Annotated in this window: 19 protein-coding genes and 2 tRNA genes; 15 read left to right on the top strand and 6 right to left on the bottom strand. The window is 58.9% G+C overall.

The annotated features are described in order from the left end of the window. Positions 1-82 precede the first annotated feature (82 nt). The 9 genes from KGB23_RS01575 to KGB23_RS01535 all read left to right on the top strand — a co-directional run bounded on the left by KGB23_RS01575 (position 83) and on the right by KGB23_RS01535 (position 8,278). A complete protein-coding gene (locus KGB23_RS01575) occupies positions 83-1,807 on the top strand; it encodes a tetratricopeptide repeat protein (RefSeq protein ID WP_223429639.1) in 1,725 nt (574 codons plus the stop codon). 4 nt (positions 1,808-1,811) lie between these two features. Then, positions 1,812-2,429, top strand: coding sequence for a lipoprotein insertase outer membrane protein LolB (gene lolB / locus KGB23_RS01570; protein ID WP_223429638.1), 618 nt, complete (start codon positions 1,812-1,814; stop codon positions 2,427-2,429). A gap of 2 nt (positions 2,430-2,431) precedes the next feature. After that, the gene (gene ispE, locus KGB23_RS01565) at positions 2,432-3,283 is read left to right on the top strand and encodes a 4-(cytidine 5'-diphospho)-2-C-methyl-D-erythritol kinase (RefSeq protein ID WP_150659020.1); all 852 of its coding nucleotides are present in this window, start codon (positions 2,432-2,434) and stop codon (positions 3,281-3,283) included. Between the two features lie 37 nt (positions 3,284-3,320). Beyond that, positions 3,321-3,395: transfer RNA gene (locus tag KGB23_RS01560), tRNA-Gln, on the top strand. A gap of 45 nt (positions 3,396-3,440) precedes the next feature. Beyond that, complete coding sequence (locus tag KGB23_RS01555; RefSeq protein ID WP_003208392.1) at positions 3,441-4,382, top strand: ribose-phosphate pyrophosphokinase; 942 nt, start codon at positions 3,441-3,443, stop codon at positions 4,380-4,382. Between the two features lie 141 nt (positions 4,383-4,523). Next, positions 4,524-5,123, top strand: coding sequence for a 50S ribosomal protein L25/general stress protein Ctc (locus KGB23_RS01550; RefSeq protein ID WP_223429637.1), 600 nt, complete (start codon positions 4,524-4,526; stop codon positions 5,121-5,123). Positions 5,124-5,291: 168 nt separating this feature from the next. After that, positions 5,292-5,876, top strand: a complete 585-nt coding sequence (pth, locus tag KGB23_RS01545) for an aminoacyl-tRNA hydrolase (RefSeq protein ID WP_223429636.1) — start codon at positions 5,292-5,294, stop codon at positions 5,874-5,876. Between the two features lie 23 nt (positions 5,877-5,899). Continuing rightward, positions 5,900-7,000 carry a redox-regulated ATPase YchF gene (gene ychF / locus KGB23_RS01540; protein WP_008011955.1) on the top strand — a complete coding sequence of 367 codons (1,101 nt, stop codon included), beginning with the start codon at positions 5,900-5,902 and terminating at the stop codon, positions 6,998-7,000. A gap of 264 nt (positions 7,001-7,264) precedes the next feature. Next, positions 7,265-8,278: a 1-aminocyclopropane-1-carboxylate deaminase gene (locus KGB23_RS01535; RefSeq protein ID WP_223429635.1), complete on the top strand. Its 1,014-nt coding sequence runs from the start codon at positions 7,265-7,267 to the stop codon at positions 8,276-8,278. 103 nt (positions 8,279-8,381) lie between these two features. On the opposite strand, the gene KGB23_RS01530 is transcribed toward KGB23_RS01535, so the two are convergent. Both KGB23_RS01530 and KGB23_RS01525 read right to left on the bottom strand, forming a co-directional pair. Further along, entirely contained in the window at positions 8,382-8,615 is a 234-nt protein-coding gene (locus KGB23_RS01530) for a hypothetical protein (protein ID WP_223429634.1), read from the bottom strand. Between the two features lie 78 nt (positions 8,616-8,693). Continuing rightward, complete coding sequence (locus tag KGB23_RS01525; RefSeq protein ID WP_223429633.1) at positions 8,694-9,911, bottom strand: MFS transporter; 1,218 nt, start codon at positions 9,909-9,911, stop codon at positions 8,694-8,696. Positions 9,912-10,243: 332 nt separating this feature from the next. Between KGB23_RS01525 and KGB23_RS01520 the strand changes: the two genes are divergently transcribed. From KGB23_RS01520 to KGB23_RS01510, 3 genes are all read left to right on the top strand, one after another. Beyond that, the gene (locus KGB23_RS01520; protein ID WP_223429632.1) at positions 10,244-12,301 is read left to right on the top strand and encodes a methyl-accepting chemotaxis protein; all 2,058 of its coding nucleotides are present in this window, start codon (positions 10,244-10,246) and stop codon (positions 12,299-12,301) included. Positions 12,302-12,417: 116 nt separating this feature from the next. Beyond that, positions 12,418-12,494, top strand: a tRNA-Met gene (locus KGB23_RS01515). A 142-nt stretch (positions 12,495-12,636) separates the two neighbouring features. Then, positions 12,637-13,545 (top strand): hypothetical protein, encoded by a 909-nt coding sequence (locus KGB23_RS01510; protein ID WP_223429631.1) that lies wholly within the window; start codon positions 12,637-12,639, stop codon positions 13,543-13,545. Here the strand turns inward: KGB23_RS01510 and KGB23_RS01505 are convergent. Further along, entirely contained in the window at positions 13,449-14,558 is a 1,110-nt protein-coding gene (locus KGB23_RS01505; protein ID WP_223429630.1) for a DUF2817 domain-containing protein, read from the bottom strand. The genes KGB23_RS01510 and KGB23_RS01505 overlap by 97 nt on opposite strands. 165 nt (positions 14,559-14,723) lie before the next feature. On the opposite strand from KGB23_RS01505, the gene ggt reads away from it, so the two are divergent. After that, positions 14,724-16,556 carry a gamma-glutamyltransferase gene (ggt, locus tag KGB23_RS01500; RefSeq protein ID WP_223429629.1) on the top strand — a complete coding sequence of 611 codons (1,833 nt, stop codon included), beginning with the start codon at positions 14,724-14,726 and terminating at the stop codon, positions 16,554-16,556. A 64-nt stretch (positions 16,557-16,620) separates the two neighbouring features. On the opposite strand, the gene KGB23_RS01495 is transcribed toward ggt, so the two are convergent. The 3 genes from KGB23_RS01495 to KGB23_RS01485 are packed head-to-tail and all read right to left on the bottom strand — an operon-like array spanning position 16,621 to position 18,832. Then, a complete protein-coding gene (locus tag KGB23_RS01495) occupies positions 16,621-17,049 on the bottom strand; it encodes a molybdopterin-binding protein (protein ID WP_223429628.1) in 429 nt (142 codons plus the stop codon). A gap of 36 nt (positions 17,050-17,085) precedes the next feature. Next, positions 17,086-18,180 (bottom strand): D-alanine--D-alanine ligase, encoded by a 1,095-nt coding sequence (gene ddlA / locus KGB23_RS01490; RefSeq protein ID WP_223429627.1) that lies wholly within the window; start codon positions 18,178-18,180, stop codon positions 17,086-17,088. A 10-nt stretch (positions 18,181-18,190) separates the two neighbouring features. Beyond that, on the bottom strand, positions 18,191-18,832 hold the full coding sequence (locus tag KGB23_RS01485) for a LysE family translocator (RefSeq protein WP_150659006.1): 642 nt from the start codon (positions 18,830-18,832) through the stop codon (positions 18,191-18,193). 150 nt (positions 18,833-18,982) lie between these two features. Between KGB23_RS01485 and KGB23_RS01480 the strand changes: the two genes are divergently transcribed. Further along, a complete protein-coding gene (locus tag KGB23_RS01480; RefSeq protein ID WP_223429626.1) occupies positions 18,983-19,792 on the top strand; it encodes an AraC family transcriptional regulator in 810 nt (269 codons plus the stop codon). A 76-nt stretch (positions 19,793-19,868) separates the two neighbouring features. Next, positions 19,869-20,237 carry a cupin domain-containing protein gene (locus tag KGB23_RS01475; RefSeq protein WP_046048322.1) on the top strand — a complete coding sequence of 123 codons (369 nt, stop codon included), beginning with the start codon at positions 19,869-19,871 and terminating at the stop codon, positions 20,235-20,237. Positions 20,238-20,241: the final 4 nt, after the last annotated feature.

Genomic DNA, 20,241 nt, shown 5'->3' with positions numbered 1-20,241 from the left:
GGCGCCAATTGAGACTCGGTTATGTTTGGCCGAAGGCTTGTGTCATGATGATCCGACCGCAGGTTAGTCGTCCTCTTCCTATATGAATAGATCTTCCGCGTTGCTTCTCGCTTTTGTCTTCCTCAGCGGCTGCCAGGCCTTGGCACCCGTTTCGTCGGACGGTACGCCGCCGGTCGAAGACAGCACTCCGGCCCCTGAAAAGCCCAAGGTTTACAGCTCATTCAGTGAAGAAACCATCTTCAGTCTGTTGAGCGCCGAACTGGCTGGCCAGCGCAATCGCTTCGACATTGCCCTGGACAACTACGTGACCCAGGCGATCAATACTCAGGATCCGGGTATCTCCGAGCGGGCATTCCGTATCGCCGAATACCTGGGCGCCGATCAGGCGGCCCTGGACACCTCGTTGATCTGGGCGAAAAATGCCCCGCAAGACCTTGAGGCGCAACGGGCCGCTGCCGTGCAACTGGCTCGTGCCGGGCGTTATGACGACTCCATGGTCTATATGGAGAAAGTCCTGCAAGGCAAGGGCGATACGCATTTCGACTTCCTCGCCCTGTCTGCGGCCGATACCGACCAGGACACGCGCAACGGCTTGATGAAAAGTTTTGACCGCTTGTTGCAGCGCCATCCGAACAACGGCCAGCTGATTTTCGGCAAAGCCTTACTGCTGCAACAGGACGGTGACGCCAAGGGTGCGCTGGGCCTGCTGGAAGACAATCCGCCGGACGAAGGCGAAATAGCGCCCATCCTGCTGCGCGCACGCCTGCTGCAGACGCTCAGTCGTGGCGATGAAGCCTTGCCGCTGCTGCAAAAAAGCATCAAGAAATACCCGGACGACAAACGCCTGCGCCTGACTTACGCGCGCATGCTGGTTGAACAGGACCGCATGGACGACGCCAAAGCCGAGTTCTCGAGCCTGGTTCAGCAGTACCCGGAAGACGACGAACTGCGTTACTCCCTGGCGTTGGTCTGCCTGGAAGCCAAGGCCTGGAATGAGGCCAAGGGCTATCTGGAAGACCTGATTGCCCGAGAAAGCCACGTCGATTCGGCGCACTTGAACCTCGGTCGTATCGCTGAAGAGCGCAACGACCCTCAAGGCGCGCTGATCGAGTACGCCCAGGTCGGCCCGGGCAACGATTACCTGCCGGCGCAATTGCGTCAGGCCGATATCCTGATGAGCAATGGCAAGACCGCCGAAGCCCAAAGTCGTCTGGCTGCGGAGCGCGATGAGCAGCCTGATTACGCGATTCAGTTGTATTTGATCGAAGCCGAAACCTTGTCGGCAAATAAACAGCCCGACAAGGCCTGGAATGTATTGAAGCAAGCCTTGCAGCAATACCCGGACGATCTGAATCTGCTGTACACCCGCGCCATGCAAGCGGAAAAACGCAATGACCTGGCGCAGATGGAAAAAGACCTGCGCCTGATCATCAAGCGCGACCCGGACAATGCGATGGCGCTGAACGCCCTCGGTTACACTCTGTCCGACCGTACGACGCGCTACGCCGAAGCCAAGGCCTTGATCGAACAGGCGCACCGAATCAATCCGGAAGACCCGGCGGTACTCGACAGTCTCGGCTGGGTGAACTTCCGCATGGGCAATCTCGACGAAGCCGAACGCCTGCTGCGCCAGGCGCTGGAGCGCTTCCCCGATCAGGAAGTCGCCGCGCACCTGGGCGAAGTCCTGTGGGCCAATGGCAAGCAACGGGAAGCCAAGCAAATCTGGAACAAGTTCCTCAAGGAGCAGCCCGACAGCCCCATCCTGCGCAGCACCATCAAGCGCCTGACCGGATCAGAGACTCTTTAAGATTATGTTTTTGCGCCACCTCATTGTTTTCAGTTTCATCGCCCTGCTCGCCGGTTGCGCGGGCTTCGGTGCCCGCGAATCGGTCCAGGGTCAAGGCAACCCGGCCCAATGGCGCGTGTATAAACAGCAACTGACCAGCCTCGACGGCTGGCAGATCAACGGCAAGATCGGCATTCGCGCCCCGAAAGACTCGGGCAGCGGCACACTGTTCTGGCTGCAGCGACAGGATTACTACGACATTCGCCTCTCCGGCCCCCTGGGCCGCGGTGCAGCACGCCTGACCGGTCGCCCCGGCAAGGTCTCGCTGGAAGTCGCCAACCAGGGCCGCTATGAAGCGCCGACGCCTGAAGTGTTGGTCGAAGAACAGCTGGGCTGGAAGTTACCGGTGTCCAATCTGGCCTGGTGGGTTCGCGGGCTCCCGGCCCCGGACAGCAAAAGCCGTCTGACGCTGGATGCCGACAGCCGCCTGGCCAATCTTGAGCAGGATGGCTGGCAAGTCGAATACCTCAGCTATGCCGAGCAAAACGGCTTTTGGCTACCCGAGCGGATCAAACTGCACGGCACCGACCTTGATGTCACGCTGGTGATCAAGGAATGGCAACCTCGCAAATTGGGGCAGTGAACATGACCGCTCCGCGCTTGACCCTGCCCTCCCCGGCCAAACTCAATCTGATGCTGCACATCCTCGGTCGCCGTGAAGACGGTTATCACGAGTTGCAGACTATTTTTCAGTTTCTCGATTACGGCGATGAAATCACGTTCGCCGTTCGCGATGACGGTGTGATTCGACTGCATACCGAATTCGATGGCGTTCCTCACGACAGCAATCTGATTGTTCGAGCTGCAAAAAAACTTCAGGAGCAATCCGGTTGTTCGCTCGGTATCGACATCTGGATCGAAAAAATTCTGCCCATGGGCGGTGGAATCGGTGGCGGCAGTTCAAATGCCGCGACGACTTTGCTCGGCCTCAATCATCTTTGGCAACTGGGTTGGGATGAGGATCGACTGGCCGTGTTGGGCCTGACACTTGGCGCCGACGTCCCGGTTTTCGTGCGTGGGCACGCGGCTTTTGCCGAAGGCGTGGGGGAGAAACTGACCCCTGTAGACCCCGAAGAACCGTGGTATCTCGTACTTGTGCCGCAAGTCTCTGTAAGTACAGCAGAAATTTTTTCAGATCCGTTGTTGACACGTAACTCTTCTCCCATTAAAGTGCGCCCCGTTCCCAAGGGAAACAGTCGAAATGACTGCTTACCGGTGGTAGCAAGGCGTTACCCAGATGTACGTAACGCATTGAATTTGTTAGGTAAATTTACCGAAGCAAAACTCACCGGAACTGGAAGTTGTGTGTTTGGGGGCTTCCCAAACAAAGCTGAAGCTGATAAAGTCTCGGCCCTTCTTACAGAGACCCTTACAGGGTTTGTAGCAAAGGGAAGCAACATTTCGATGTTGCATCGCAAGCTGCAAAGTCTGCTCTAAAAGGAACCGAGTACTGGGTACTCGTTGCAACAGATACAGGGGCGTCGCCAAGCGGTAAGGCAGCAGGTTTTGATCCTGCCATGCGTTGGTTCGAATCCAGCCGCCCCTGCCATTTTCTATACTCATCCAGGTTACCCTCAGCCTCTAGGTACTGCGCGTGTCCAAGATGATGGTCTTTACGGGGAACGCTAACCCCGATCTGGCTCGGCGTGTTGTACGTCAGCTGCATATCCCTCTCGGTGACATCTCTGTCGGTAAGTTCTCCGACGGCGAAATTACTGCCGAGATCAATGAAAACGTCCGCGGTAAAGATGTCTTCATTATTCAGCCGACTTGCGCTCCGACTAACGATAACCTGATGGAACTGGTAGTGATGGCTGATGCCTTCCGCCGCTCCTCGGCTACTCGTATCACTGCTGTTATTCCTTACTTTGGTTATGCCCGTCAGGATCGCCGTCCGCGTTCCGCACGTGTGGCTATCAGCGCGAAAGTCGTTGCTGACATGCTTACCGTAGTCGGCATCGACCGTGTTCTCACGGTTGATCTGCATGCTGACCAAATCCAGGGTTTCTTCGATATTCCGGTAGATAACATCTACGGCTCCCCAGTATTGGTGGATGACATTGAAGATCAGCGCTTCGAAAACCTGATGATCGTGTCCCCGGACATTGGTGGCGTCGTGCGTGCACGTGCTGTTGCCAAATCCCTGGGCGTGGATCTCGGGATCATCGACAAACGCCGTGAGAAAGCCAATCACTCTGAAGTGATGCATATCATCGGTGATGTCGAAGGGCGTACCTGTATTCTGGTCGATGACATGGTCGATACCGCCGGCACTCTGTGCCACGCGGCCAAGGCCCTGAAAGAGCATGGCGCTGCCAAGGTTTTCGCCTACTGCACACACCCTGTGCTGTCCGGTCGGGCGATCGAAAACATCGAAAATTCCATGCTGGACGAACTGGTGGTGACTAACACCATCCCGTTGTCCGCTGCTGCTCAAGCCTGCTCGCGTATCCGTCAACTGGATATCGCGCCGGTAGTTGCCGAAGCGGTTCGCCGCATCAGCAACGAAGAATCGATCAGCGCGATGTTCCGTTAAGGGCCCTGCCCTTCTCGAATATCTCGTTGACGAAAAGCGCCCCGCCCCGGCATTCCTGTCGGGGCGGGGCTTTTTTGCCCATATCGCCTTTAGCGCTGGTCGCAAACGCTAGGGCGAATGTGGTTATTTTGGAGATACAACATGAACGAATTTACTCTGAAAGCTGAAGTGCGTTCCGACCTGGGGAAAGGTGCGAGCCGCCGCCTGCGTCGTCTCGCAAGCCTGGTTCCAGCTGTAGTTTACGGTGGCGAAAAAGCCCCTGAATCCATCAGCATGCTGGCTAAAGAAGTTGCCAAACTGCTCGAAAACGAAGCGGCTTACAGCCACATCATTGAGCTGAACGTTGGCGGCACCAAGCAAAACGTAATCATCAAAGCTCTGCAGCGTCACCCGGCCAAAGGCCACGTGTTGCACGCTGACTTCGTACGCGTTGTAGCTGGCCAGAAACTGACCGCTATCGTGCCTGTACACTTCGTTGGCGAAGAAGCTCCGATCAAGAAAGGCGGCGAAGTTTCGCACGTTGTTGCTGAAATCGAAGTGACCTGCCTGCCAAAAGACCTGCCTGAGTTCATCGAAGTCGACCTGGCTAACGCCGAAATCGGTTCGATCATTCACCTGTCCGACATCACCGCCCCTAAAGGCGTTGAATTTGTTGCTCTGGCTCACGGTAACGACCTGGCTGTTGCCAACGTTCACGCTCCACGTGTTGCTCCAGAAGCTGCAGAAGGCGCTGCAGAGTAATTCACTCTGTACGCCGGAGTGACCGGTAACATCGCGGACTAGAGCGTAGCGAGAAAGCGGGCGAGAACGCGGAGTTTACATAATGGTAAATGAGCACTTGTCGTCCACTTTCGCCGCACTTTCTGAATGCGGCGATGTTATCCACCACTCCAAGGAAGGGCCCCTATCGTGACTGCCATCAAACTGATCGTTGGCCTGGGAAATCCAGGCGCTGAATACGAACAGACCCGGCATAACGCAGGGGCCCTTTTTGTTGAGCGCATCGCGAACGCACAAGGCGTAAAGCTTGTGGCGGATCGCAAATATTTCGGCCTGACCGGGCGCTATTCGCATCAGGGTCAGGATGTTCGTCTGCTGATTCCCACCACCTACATGAACCGCAGCGGCCAGGCCGTCGCGGCACTTGCCGGCTTCTTCCGCATTACGCCTGAAGAAATCCTGGTGGCGCATGACGAACTCGACCTGCCACCGGGCGTTGCCAAGCTCAAACAGGGCGGCGGCCATGGCGGTCACAACGGGTTGCGCGACATCATCGCGCAACTGGGCAATCAGAATACCTTTCACCGCTTGCGGCTTGGCATTGGCCACCCGGGCGTTGCCAGTATGGTTTCAAATTTCGTCCTGGGTCGTGCGCCACGCGCCGAACAGGAAAAACTCGATGCCAGCATCGACTTTGCCCTCGGCGTGCTGCCGGATATCCTCGCCGGTGAATGGAACCGCGCGATGAAAAACCTGCACAGCCAGAAGGCCTGACTCTACTCCTCGGGGAAAACACCATGGGATTCAATTGCGGCATCGTCGGCCTGCCTAACGTCGGCAAGTCCACCCTGTTCAACGCCCTGACCAAATCCGGGATCGCGGCCGAGAACTTCCCCTTCTGCACCATCGAACCGAACACCGGTATCGTGCCGATGCCGGATCCGCGTCTGGAAGCCCTGGCGGCCATCGTCAATCCCAAGCGCATCCTGCCGACCACCATGGAATTCGTCGACATCGCTGGCCTGGTGGCCGGCGCCTCGAAAGGTGAAGGCCTGGGCAACAAGTTCCTGGCCAACATCCGTGAAACCGACGCCATCGCGCACGTAGTCCGCTGCTTCGAAGACGAGAACGTGATTCACGTCTCCAACAGCGTCGACCCGAAACGCGACATCGAAATCATCGACCTGGAACTGATCTTTGCCGACCTCGACAGCTGCGAGAAGCAACTGCAGAAAGTCGCCCGCAACGCCAAGGGTGGTGACAAGGACGCCGTGGTCCAGAAAGGCCTGTTGGAGCAACTGATCGCTCACTTCACCCTCGGTAAGCCTGCGCGTACGCTGATGAAGAACATGGGTGCCGACGACAAGGCGGTGATTCGTGGCTTCCATCTGCTGACCACCAAGCCGGTTATGTACATCGCCAACGTCGCTGAAGACGGTTTCGAGAACAACCCGCTGCTGGACATCGTCAAGGCCATCGCCGAAGAAGAAGGCGCCATGGTGGTTCCGGTCTGCAACAAGATCGAAGCCGAAATCGCCGAACTGGAAGACGGCGAAGAGAAAGACATGTTCCTCGAAGCCCTGGGCCTCGAAGAGCCTGGCCTGAACCGCGTAATCCGCGCCGGCTACGAAATGCTGCACCTGCAGACCTACTTCACCGCCGGTGTCGAAGAAGTCCGCGCCTGGACCGTCCGCGTCGGTGCCACCGCACCACAAGCCGCTGGCGTGATCCATACCGACTTCGAAAAAGGCTTCATCCGCGCTGAAGTCATCGCCTATGACGACTTCATCCAGTACAAGGGCGAAGCCGGCACCAAAGAAGCCGGTAAATGGCGCCTGGAAGGCAAGGACTACATCGTTAAAGACGGCGACGTGATGCACTTCCGCTTCAACGTGTAACGGTGACCGTGGATTTACACGGACCTCGATAAATACAAAATCCCCGTAATCACTCGCTGATACGGGGATTTTGCTTTTTGGGATCGCCATCCTCAGGGACGCTGGGAATAACTGGATATCACGACTGTTTCCGCTAGCGGCAGAGCGGCAAACGCTTCTCCAATGAGCCGCAAGGCGCTTCACTCAAGCGGTGCTTGTCGCGCAACTCTCTCACAGGCGCTCTGCTAGACTAAAAGCGGCTCATCCGTGATCTGGAGAACCGTCATGCTGGAGAAATTTGAACGCTATCCACTCATGTTCGGCCCAACGCCGATCGAGAAACTGAATCGCCTATCGGCATGTCTCGGTGGAAATATCGAGCTCTATGCCAAACGAGAGGATTGCAACTCCGGACTTGCGTTTGGCGGCAACAAGATCAGAAAGCTGGAATACATCATTCCCGATGCCATTGCCTCGCAGGCAGATACGCTGGTTTCCATCGGTGGCGTTCAGTCAAACCACACGCGCCAGGTCGCGGCTGTCGCTGCCAAACTCGGCATGAAGTGCCGTCTCGTTCAAGAAAGCTGGGTTCCATTCCCGGATGCGGTCTACGACCGGGTCGGGAATATCCTGATGAGTCGTGTGCTGGGAGCGGAGATTGAATTCGTCGACGAAGGTTTCGATATCGGTATCCGCGAGAGCTGGGAGCGGGCGCTAGAAGACGTTAAGGCGAAAGGAGGCAAACCGTATGCAATTCCCGCCGGCGCTTCCATGCACAAATATGGAGGTCTCGGCTATGTCGGCTTCGCCGAAGAAGTACGCGAGCAAGAGGCCAGGATGGGGATCAGATTTGATTACATCATCGTCTGCACTGTGACCGGCTCCACGCATGCGGGCATGTTGGTGGGATTCGCCAAGGATGGTCGTGCGCGCAATGTGATTGGTATCGACGCCTCCGCCACACCTGAACAAACCAGGGCACAAGTGTTGGCAATCGCTCAGCATACAGCCAGGCTTATCGGGCTTGGCCAGGAAGTCACTGATGACGATGTTGTCCTTAAAGAAGAATATGCCTATCCGGCCTATGGTATTCCATCAGAAGAGACCAATGCAGCCATTCGGTTGTGCGCTCGCATGGAAGGCATGATGACGGACCCGGTCTATGAGGGAAAATCCATGCAAGGCCTCATTGATCTCGTCCGCCAGGGTTTTTTCCCGGATGGGTCGAAGGTGCTCTATGCACATCTCGGTGGCGTACCAGCGATTAACGCGTATAGCTATATCTATCGAAACGGCTGATTTTTGTAGAAGGTCGCAAGCTGCGATCGAGGAGTTAACGCACGCAGTAAGGCCGTACTAACTCCTCTTCGTCATCCGCGCCAGTGTGCCACTACCGCTATTGTCACACCCGGTACTTTGTCCGATTGAAGAACATCGAAGCCCCCGCCCCCACTACCGCGATTGCAAAGATCCCGACATCGATACTGCCAATGTAGGGCGGCAGTACAAACATCACGCCAAAGGCCATACCGACCAGAGCAGTACCCAGCCATTTCCTGAGTACATAGCTCCTTACGCAAGTGTACAGCAGCATCATCCCCACGCAGGCCAACGCATACTGACTGTAGAGATTCATGGGATGATCGCCAACGTGATAGGTCAGTAGCTTGCTCTTCGCCAACTCTCGGCCAAAATAGCCTGCCGCCGGTCCGGCTCAGACTTTTTTGGTCCGTGGCAGAAAGATCGCCAACACCCCAAGCAGCGGCAGGAACGAACACAGGAAGTACACGTATTCGATGCCGTGTATGTCCGCCAAATGCCCGAGCAACGCCGCACCAATCCCGCCAAAGCCGAACATCAGTCCGAAGAACACCCCGGCAATCATCCCGACATTGCCCGGCACCAGTTCCTGCGCATACACCACGATCGCCGAGAATGCTGACGCCAGGATGAAGCCGATCACAACGCTGAGGATGCTGGTCCAGAACAGGTCCACATGAGGCAGGATCAGGGTGAACGGCGCTACGCCGAGGATCGAAAACCAGATCACCGCCTTACGCCCGATCTTGTCGCCGATCGGCCCACCGAAGAATGTCCCCGCCGCTACCGCTCCGAGAAACAGGAACAGGTGCAACTGTGAACTCGCCACCGACAGGTCGAATTTCTCGATCAGGTAAAAGGTGAAGTAACTGGTGAAGCTGGCCATGTAGAAATATTTGGAGAACACCAGCAGCCCGAGTACCACCAGTGCACTGATCACGCGGTTCTTCGACAAGCCATGCGTCGCCGCCTGGCCTTGCTTGAGTTTGAACAGGCTCAAGTGATTGGCGTACCAGCGGCTGATCCGATAGAGCACGAACAGCGCAAACACCGCGAACAGTCCGAACCAGGCCACATGGCCCTGACCGAACGGAATGATGATCGCCGCAGCCAGCAACGGACCGAAGGCCGAACCCGCATTGCCGCCGACCTGAAAGGTCGATTGCGCCAGGCCAAAGCGCCCACCCGAGGCCAGCCGCGCCACGCGAGAAGCTTCCGGGTGAAAGGTCGAGGAGCCGATACCGATCAACCCTGCCGCCAGCAGAATCATCGGGAAGCTGCCGACCACCGACATCATCAAAATGCCGATCAACGTGCAGACAGTTCCGGCCGGTAGCAGCCAGGGTTTGGGGTGCCGATCGGTGTAGTAACCGACCCACGGCTGCAACAGCGAAGCCGTCAGCTGGAACGTCAAAGTGATCAAGCCAACCTGGGTGAAGGTCAGGCCATAGTTGGCCTTGAGCATCGGATAAATCGACGGCAGCACCGACTGGATCAAGTCGTTGATCAAATGCGCCAGCGCCACGGCGCCGATGATGCGCATGACCAAAGGGCTGCTTTGTGAAGTCGCGGATGCCGGCTGCGCGCCGGTCTGGACATTGCTGATAGCCATAAGAGTTTCCGTACAACAGATGGGTGCACACGGGCAGGTGCGTCAATGTGCCATTTTTCGGGGCAGCAGCGCCATCCCCTTAGCCTGCTAACGACTTCGATTTTCATCACTGAAAAGGTGATAGCGCAACGCCATGGTCTGAATCTTGCCTTGGTTATCTGCTTCAACGCGGCCCCTTACAAAGGGGACCGAGAATGGGAAGTTTCGCTACAGAGTCGGCCTACAGAGCTGACGAGGGTGAACTTTCGAGGCCTTTTAAAAGGGCACAGGTCGCCGCCGCAACGGTTGCGACGCACGCCAATGGCGCGTGGTGTCCAGAGGAGTTTTGGGGCATGCAGGCTTTTTTATCACCGGGGATCGGGTTGCTGGGGCGTTTTGGCTTCGCACGCAAATTTCAGTTGTTGTTTCTGCTGTTTATCCTGCCGTTGACGGGCAGTCTGTGGATGATCGGTCAGGACTATCGCGACAAATTGAACCTGATCTCCGGCGAACGTGCCGGGGTTCGGCAACTCCTCGCCCTCGATGCTCTGGATAACCTGCTCGCCGCCCAGCGTGACCGCGCGGCTCGCTGGCGCGCCACGGAAACGAATCGCCAGCCGACACCCGCGACGATCGCAGCGATGGCTGCTTTCGATACGGTTCAGCCAGCCGTCGCCCAAGCCACCTCGGACCTCGGCAACGCACTGCAAACCGAAGGCGCCGAGGGCGAAACCCTGGCCCGTTATCAAGCCCTGCAAACCGCCCTCAACGGCCTCGACTCTAAAAGCCTGAGCAGCGTCGGTTGGTGGCCGGACGGTTACGATCGTTTCACCAATGCCTTGAGTGCCCTGCAAGCCTTGCGCGAGCAGATCGCCATGGACAATCGCCTGACGCTGGCGCCGTGGCTGGAAACCTATTTGCTAACGCAGATCTCCACGCAGCACGCGCCAGACCTGATTGAACGAGTCGGCCGTCTCGCCAGCGTCGGCCAGGCATCAGTGGTGTCCGGGCAGTTCACCCTGCAAAGCCGCCTGCAATTGCGCGACTTGCGCAGCCGGATCGGCGATGCCCGGGAGCAGCTGGTCAAAACCGCAAGCCTGCTGGAAGCGCGGCTGCCCAGCGCGTTGCAAGCCTGGGCCGGGCAATACCATGACAGCCTCAAGCACCTGGACGCCGAGTTGAAAGTCCTCGATGACGGCGTGTTCGGTGGCAGCATCAAGCTCAAGCCGGAAGAGTTTGAACGCAGCCTCGACACCCTGCTCTCCGACCTCGCTTCGCTGCGTCAGCAGTCGTTGGTGTCGCTGGATCAGCGTCTGGACTATTACCACGGCTCTGCCATCCGCCAGTTCATCCTGGTAGCGACCATTTTTGGCTGCCTGCTGCTGGCCGCGCTGTACCTGTTCATCTGCTTGCAGGCCTCGATCCGTCGCAGCGCCAGCGGCATTACCCTGCTGGCTGAAGCCCTGCGCGACGGCAATCTGAGCCTGCAAGTACCGGTGGAAGGCCGCGACGAACTGGCCGCCATCAGCACCGCCCTCAACGTCGCGGTGGTGCAACTGCGCAACAGCCTGTTGGGGGTCGATCATGAAACCTTGCAGCTGAGCAACGCGGTGCGCACCCTCAACCATCACTCCAGCGGCGCCCTTGGGGAAGTCGAAGCTCAGCAGTTGCAGATCAGCCAGATCGCCGCAGCGGCCACGCAATTGGCCGCCACCTCGCAAGGGGTCGCCCAGAGTTGCGAACAGGCCTCCGGCAGCGCTCAGCACACCCAGCGCATCGCCGCCGACAGCAGCCGTGACAGCCAGCGCACGACGGCGAGCATTCAGCAACTCAATCAGCGCTTGAACGACACCGCTGCGGCACTGGGCCGGGTCAGTGAGCAAGGGCAGCAGATTCAATTGGTGGTGGACACCATTCGCGGGGTTGCCGAGCAGACCAACCTGTTGGCACTTAACGCCGCCATCGAGGCCGCTCGCGCGGGTGAGCAAGGTCGCGGCTTTGCGGTGGTGGCCGATGAAGTGCGCAGCCTGTCGCAACGCACCCAGTCCTCCACCGCGCAGATTGCCGGCACTGTCGACAGCCTGCGCAGCACCGTGAACGAAGCGGTGAGCCTGATGGAAGCCGCTTGTGGCCAGGCTCAGTCCGACGCCCAAGCCGTCACTGGCCTCGGCGAACGCCTGGGGGAAATTGCCAGTGCCGTGCAAAGTGTCACCGACACCCTGGCGCAGATCGCCACAGCGGTCGACGAGCAAGCGACCACCGCCGACGAGGTCAGCGGCAACATCCAGCAAGTCGATCAGGCGGCGGTACGCTTGCTCGAAGGCGCGCGGGCGGTGAATCTGGCGGCGGACACTTTGAGCCAGGGCAGCAAGGCCTTGAGTGCCAATACCGGGAGATTTCAGCTCAGTTGACGCCCTCCCCTGACCCGTTTTTTCGGGTCAGGCGGATAAGCGGTTGAAAGCGTAGAGAAATATTTTAGATTTACGCTTGACACTTCTCTGTTACGAGCCAATAATGCGCGCCACTTGGCTACATAGCTCAGTTGGTTAGAGCATAGCATTCATAATGCTGGGGTCCGGGGTTCAAGTCCCTGTGTAGCCACCAAGTACTAAAAACGGCTTACCGAAAGGTAGGCCGTTTTTTTATGCCTCGAGAAAAGTGCTCCCGGCCCAAGGGGGTTAATGCCCGCTCTTCGCGGTTCTCTCCTACAGTTAATGCCAAAGCTTGAACACAGAGAGACCACCCTATGCACTGGGGCCTGGACGAGATCATTGTGTTTTTCATCGTGGTCGCCATCTTCTGCGTGGTGCTGGAACTCGCTTTTCGTCTCGGCCGTCATCACCGAACTCACATCAGTGATTCGAACCGATCCCACCTCACCGTTTTGCAAACCGCCCTCCTCGGTCTGCTCGCGTTGTTGCTGGGTTTCAACTTCGCCATGGCCACCTCACGTTTCGAAGCGCGCAAAACACTGATTCAAGATGAAGTCACGGTGATCGGCTCGACCTATTTACGAGCGAAGTTGCTGCCGTCTGATCTGCGCGGGAAGGTGACAGCGCTGCTCAAGGATTATGTCTCGGCGCGAATTGAGTTCATGCGCGCCGGCACGGACGAGAAACTGCTGAAGGCGGCTAGCGAATCGTCCCGGACGATCGAGGACCAGCTATGGAATCTGGCTGCCGCCGCCGAGGCCCAGGGCGAAGCGACAGCCGCCATGAACCTGGTGATCCAGTCGTTGACCGACGTCTACAACGTCAATGAAAAGCGCCGCGCCGAGCAGGACGATCATGTCCCGGCAACCGTCATCAATCTGCTGTTCGTCGTGGCCATCGGTGCGTTGGGTTTCATCGCCTACAGCTATGGCTTGGGCCACCGTCGACGGCACGGCTCGACGGCCATCTTCGCGATCTTGATTGCCATGGTCTTCACCATCATCCTCGACCTGGATCAGCCCCGCAGCGGCTTCATCCGCGTCGGCGAAGAAAGCATGCTGCGGTTGCAGGAAGATTTGAACCGCATGAGTTCGGGCAACGAGAGGCCACGTCCCCGTAAACCACGTCAGGAACGAATTGCCGGCAATGCTGACAACGCCCGCTCCCAAATCTGCCAGGTACGCAGCCAGACCATCGCCTGCCAGTCGCTGTCGGCGGGATAGAACTGCTCAAGCAGATTCAGTTTGATCCCGCGCCCCACTGCATCACTCGGATTGCCGTGCAGATGCAGCCAGTGATCATCGCGCAGATGACGATGAACCTCCGCGCCGGGATACGTCCCGCACTCGATCACAAACGGCATCAACCGCACGTGCGGCAGCGCGTTAATCAACGCTTGCGAGGTGTAGCCGGTGGCGGTGGCGGCAACGCCGGTTTCGCTCAGCGTGTCGGCGCCCGTGTGCAAGGTATAGAGCCAAGGACCATAAATCGCCTGCGCATCCGCAAGCGCTGGATACTCCGCCTCGGTAATGGTCAGCAACATCGGATGCCCGTACTCCCCGGCACCGGTGTGCAAGTCGAAACACATGGCCACTTCGGCATGGGAAACATGTTTTTGAATGATCTGATGCAACGTGCGGTTCGACCAGCTCGGTGCCAATCCGCCGTAAAACAAACCCTCGGGATGACGGTGCTGGCCGCCCTCGACAATCGACATCACCGCTGGCCAGCCGTGTTCAGCGATTTGCTCATCGAGCAAGGCATCGGCGCGATCACGCTCCGGACCCTGCAACTGCGTGCAGGCATAAATTTCATGCAGCGCTGCGTAGGCCCGATTATCTGGCAATGCGTGGTCGAAGTTCAGGTGATTGCGGTTCAAGTCGATGTTGTCTTCGTTGACCCGACGCAGCCACGCAGTGCCCCACGGATTGATCAGGTGGATCATCACCACCGCGACATCGGTCGGCAGCGAACGCTTGCCCAACTCCTGCAACCACTTGATCTGACATCCCGAACCATAGAAGCCTTCGACCCCATGGGTACCGCTGAGCGCAATCATCAGCCGCTTCGCGCCCGGATCACCCAGCACAGCCACATCGGTGCTCAACGGCTCACCGAACGGCCCTTTGAGTGGATGCGGGTACTCGGTCAGCGTCGCGCCGGCCGCGGTCGCGACGGCCAGGAATTGATCACGCTGGGTACGGTAACTTGGCTGGGGGGGGAACTCGGTCTGCATGTCTGCCTCTTGTTGATCTTCTGGCCAGTCTGTTGCCCTCGACCCTACAGAAAATCCATGGAGTGATGAAGGGCAAAAGCATCTTTACTGTAGGCCTTGGTTTGCGTCACCTCCTTTCGGCCGATAAAGTCCCCTGATCTTTCCCACGGACGGAGTGCCCCCCACGTGTTCTCAGCCTTCCACTTGAGCCACTATCGCCTGTCAGCCTTTTCGCTGATCGCTGCCGCTTTAACCCTCGCAGCCTGTAGTGCCCCGACCTCTTCGACGTTGCCTGTTGCGCCGGAAGTCGCGTCGGGTTATCGCGCTGACCTGCAAACCCAATACGCCTCAAAACACATGGCGGCCGCGGCCAATCCGCTGGCGGCCGAGGCCGGGCGGGAGATGTTGCGCCTGGGCGGTTCGGCAATCGATGCCGCGATTGCGATGCAGGCCGTGCTGACCCTGGTCGAGCCACAATCCTCGGGCATTGGCGGTGGCGCGTTGATCGTGCTGTGGGATGGCAAGGCTGTGCGCACTTATGACGGTCGCGAAACCGCTCCGGCCGGCGCCACCGAGAAGCTTTTCCTGCAAGCCGACGGCAAACCGATGCCGTTCACCCAGGCGCAGATTGGCGGTCGTTCAGTCGGGACACCGGGCGTGTTGCGGGCGCTTGAGTTGGCCCATCAGAAACACGGTCATCTGCCGTGGGCGCGGCTGTTCGAACCGGCGATCAAACTCGCGGAGCAAGGCTTCGCCATCTCGCCGCGCCTTCACCAGTTGATAGCCTCGGACTCGTCCATTCGACGCTCGCCGGACATGGCGGCCTACTTCCTGAATGCCGATGGCAGCCCGAAAGCCGCAGGCACGCAACTGAAAAACCCGGCACTGGCCGCGGTGTTCAAACGCATCGCCAAAGAAGGGCCTGACGCACTTTACAAAGGCCCCGTCGCACAGGAAATCGTCGCCAAGGTTCAAGGCCACGCCAACCCCGGCAGCCTGTCGCTGAACGACCTCAAAGGCTACAGCGCCAAGGAGCGCGCGCCGCTGTGCACCGACTACAAACGCTGGCAGGTCTGCGGCATGCCGCCACCGTCATCAGGCGGGATCGCCGTGGCGCAGATCCTCGGCACCTTGCAGGCTCTGGAAACCCGTGACCCGCGTTTTGCCCTGGCGCCGCTCAAACCGGTCAAAACCACCCAACCTGCGGGCGTTGAGCCGGCGCCTGAAGCCGTGCACCTGATCTCCGAAGCCGAACGCCTGGCCTACGCCGACCGCGCGCTGTACGTGGCCGACGCAGATTTCGTGCCCGTCCCCGTCAAAGGTCTGGTGGACCCTGCGTATCTGGCCAACCGCGCCGCCCTGATCGGCGATCGCAGCATGGGCATGGCCAAACCCGGCACCCCGCCGGGCATTCAGGTCGCCTACGCACCGGACCGTTCGCCGCTGCGCATTTCCACCTCGCAAGTAGTGGCGGTGGATGACAAAGGCGGCGCCGTGTCCATGACCACCACCGTGGAATCCGCGTTTGGCTCGCACCTGATGGTTCAGGGTTTTCTGCTGAACAACCAGATGACCGACTTCTCGTTCATCCCCGAAGAGAATGGCCAGAAGGTTGCCAACCGCGTCGAACCCGGCAAACGCCCACGCTCGTCCATGGCACCGACCCTGATCTTCGACCGCCAGAGCGGCGAATTCCTCGCCACCATCGGCTCCCCCGGCGGCTCGCAGATCATCGAATACGTCGCCAAATCCACCATCGGCCTGCTCGACTGGAACCTCGACCCACAAGCCGCCATCAGCCTGCCCAACTTCGGCAGCCGCAACGGCCCGACGGAGCTGGAACAAGGGCAGTTCAGCCCGACACTGATTCAGGCGCTGAAGGACAAGGGGCACAGCGTGAACGAGATCGACATGACCAGCGGGACCCAGGCGATTGTCCGGGTGAAGGATGCGCAGGGGAAACCGTCGTTGGCGGGTGGGGCCGATCCGCGGCGTGAGGGGGCAGCGTTGGGGGATTGAGTCGTACGCAGGAATGAGCAAGGGCTTACCGGGAGGTAGGCCCTTTTTTATAGGTAACCTGAAATCAGCGCGGCACACCCAAAATGATATGCGACGCCTTGATCACCGCCGTCGCGCTCACCCCCGGCGCCAGGCCCAGTTCTGCCACAGCCTGGCGTGTCACGATCGAATAGACTTCGGTGCCGCCGTCGAGCTGGATGACCACTTCGGAGTTCACGGCGCCTTCGATGACACTGGTGACCTTGCCTTCCAGGCAGTTGCGCGCCGACAGGCGAATGTCGCTGGATTCGGTCATCAACATCACCCACGGCGCCTTCACCAGCGCGACCGCTTCCTTGCCGACCGCCAGGCCGAGGTTCTTCACGCTCTCCATGGTCACCACGGCCACCAGTTCATTGCCGCCCGACAGTTTCAGTGAGACTTCGGCGTTGACCGCGCCGGGCTGCAATTGACTGATGGTGCCTTTGAATACGTTACGTGCGCTGACTTTCATGACGTGTCCCCTCGAATAATTATTGTTGGATTAAGCCTAGCGAGAGATCTTCAGCGCCTGTCTCGCCTGATGCTTCTCCAGCGCCAGCTCGATCAAACGGCTGACCAGCTCGCTGTAAGTCATACCGGCGGCCTGCCATAACTTGGGGTACATGCTGATGCGGGTGAAGCCGGGCAACGAGTTGATCTCATTGATCAGCACTTCGCCGCAGTCGGTCAGGAACACGTCGACCCGCGCCAGCCCGGAACAGCCCAACACCTGAAACGCCTCGACGGCCAGGGCACGGATGCGCTCACTGGCCTCGAGGCTGATGTTAGCCGGGACGACCACTTCAGCCGCTTGAGCGTCGATGTATTTGCTGTCGTAGGAATAGAACCCGCTGCTCACCACGATCTCGCCACAACCGCTGGCGATGGCGTCTTCGTTGCCGAGCACTGCGCATTCAATCTCGCGACCACTGACGGCGGACTCGACCAGGACTTTCTCATCGAAACCCAAGGCCAGCTCTACTGCTGCCGCGTACTCGGCTTCGTCATTCACCTTGCTGACGCCCACGGAGGATCCCTGGTTCGCCGGTTTGACGAACAACGGCAGACCGAGTTTGCCTTGCACCTCAGCGAACCCGGTACGCGCTGCGGTGGCGCGGGTCAGGGTGACGAACGGCGTGACCGCCAACCCGGCGTCACGCAGCAGGCGCTTGCTGATGTCCTTGTCCATGCAGACGGCGGAACCGAGCACGTCGGAGCCGACAAACGGCAGATCGGCCATGCGCAGCAGCCCTTGCAGGCAACCGTCTTCACCCAGGGTGCCGTGGACGATCGGGAAGATCACGTCGACGTGCCCCAGCATTTCCTGACTGGAGGTTTCCACCAATTGCTGACTGACCTTGCCCGGCACGACAGCCAGTTCACGGTTGGATTGGTTAAGGGCAATCAGCGCCGGGTTTTCCTGATTGAGCAGGAAGTTTGAAGGGTCATTAAGGTGCCAGCGACCTTGCTTATCGATGCCGATCAGCACCGGCTCGAAGCGCGAACGATCCAGCGCATCGACGATGTTTTTCGCCGATTGCAGCGACACTTCGTGTTCAGCCGAACGGCCGCCAAAAATAATGCCTACCCGCAGCTTGCTCATTCAGAACTCCTCAACGATTGGCCACCAGATGCGCGCCGAACAGCAGATAACAACTGCCGGCGAAGCGATCCAGCCATTTACGCGAACGATCGTAGGCACCCGCGACCCTCCGGCTGGCGAACAGCAGTGCCACGCTGCAATACCAACTGAATGACAAGGTCGCCATGGTCAGCACGGCCAGCGCCAACAACATCGGTGGCGGCGAGGCTGGCATGGCCGTGGCGAAAATCGTTGCAACGAATAGCGCGGCCTTGGGATTGGTCATGTTGCCGACAAAGCCCCGGCCATACGCCGATAGCAGCGTGCGACCTGCGCCATTCAGCGAGTGGCTATCGCCCGGCACACTCGGTGGTTTGCGTTTGAACTGCTTCAATCCCAGATAGATCAGGTAACAACCGCCGGCAATCTTGAAGCTCAGATAGAGCGTCGGCGCTGCGCTGAACAGCGACTTGATGCCCAGGCCACCCGCCAATCCCCAAAGCACCGTGCCCGTAGCCACGCCCAGTGCGGCGACGACACCGTGGCGCCGGGAGCAACTGGCAGCCAATTGCGCGGTATTGAAGAAGTTCGGCCCCGGCGTCACCACCGCAACCGTCCACAACAGCGCCAACGACAACAACGGAGCGGCGTAACTCAGGTGGGATATTTCCATGATGTGGGGCGCCTTCGTGGCTTAAAAAATATTCAACACCTTGCAACATTAGTCGGGGATTTTCTACCAGCCGGGTGATTCGAACGGCAGCAGACAGGCGGTTGCTCCGTGGGGTAACGTGTTCAGCATCGAGTTCAAGGCAACACCACCATGGCCAAGCACACGCCTCCCATCGACTGGTTCCACCGCGCGCCCGACGTCGGCGGGCTTCAGCGTTTCGAGGCGTTTTTTGCAGGCCACGGCTATGACCTTCACCGCCACGACACCTATGCCATCGGCCACACGCTGGCTGGCGTGCAGAGTTTTCAATACCGCGGTGGCTGGCGCCACAGTCTGCCGGGCGGGACCATGGTGCTGCACCCGGACGAAGTTCACGATGGCGAAGCCGGCACCGAGACCGGGTTCCAGTACCGAATGATGTACATCGAGCCGGCGCTGATCCAGCAGATGCTCGGCGGCCAGCCGTTGCCGTTTATCAAGACCGGCCTGTCGAACGATCCACGTTTGTTCGCCGCGACCGCCGTGCTGCTGCGAAGCCTCGATTGCCCCCTCGAGCCTCTGGAAGAGCAGGATGCGCTGTTCGATCTGGCGCAAGCCTTGAACAGCGTTTGCGGAGTGCCTGCCACCCGCCAGAGCTTCGACTACGTGGCCGCCGAACGCGCGCGGGAATTCATCCACAGCGCCCTGGATCGCACCGTGACGCTGGAAGAACTGGCGCAACACAGCGGTCGAGATCGCTGGAGCCTGTCACGGGATTTTCGCCTGTTGTTCGGCACCAGCCCTTATCGATACCTGACCATGCGCCGCCTCGACCTGGTCCGCTCGCTGCTGATTCAGGGCCAGACATTGGTCAGCGCCGCGCTGATCGCCGGCTTCACCGATCAGAGCCACATGACCCGGCAGTTCAGCAAAACCTACGGCCTGTCGCCGGCCCGGTGGATGAAAATGCATCGCCGCTGAGCCACGCACAATCGTTCAAGAAGTACGCCGATGCGCCGGCTATCGTGGATTTACGATCAACCACGAGAGCTGCTTCATGAAAGCTTACGAAAGCCTGAATTTCGCTGAAAAAATCGCCAGGATCGACCCGTACTGGACGCCTAGGGTCATCGCCGAAATGAACGACTACCAGTTCAAGGTGGTGAAACTGCTGGGGGATTTCATCTGGCACGATCACCTTGATACCGACGAAACCTTCATCGTCCTCGAAGGGCAACTGCGCATCGACTTTCGCGATGGTCACGTGCTGGTGAACGCCGGTGAAATGTATGTGGTGTCAAAAGGTGTCGAGCACAAACCGTTCGCCGAGCAGGAGGTGAAACTCCTGCTGATCGAGCCCAAGGGTGTGCTGAACACGGGTAACGAAGGTGGCGAGCGCACGGCGCAGAATGACGTCTGGGTGTGAAAGG

The sequence above is a fragment of the Pseudomonas sp. GL-B-26 genome, assembly GCF_019947405.1.
GTDB lineage: Bacteria > Pseudomonadota > Gammaproteobacteria > Pseudomonadales > Pseudomonadaceae > Aquipseudomonas.
Note: the sequence above shows the minus strand (reverse complement) of the source record. Positions and strands in the feature narration are given on the sequence as shown.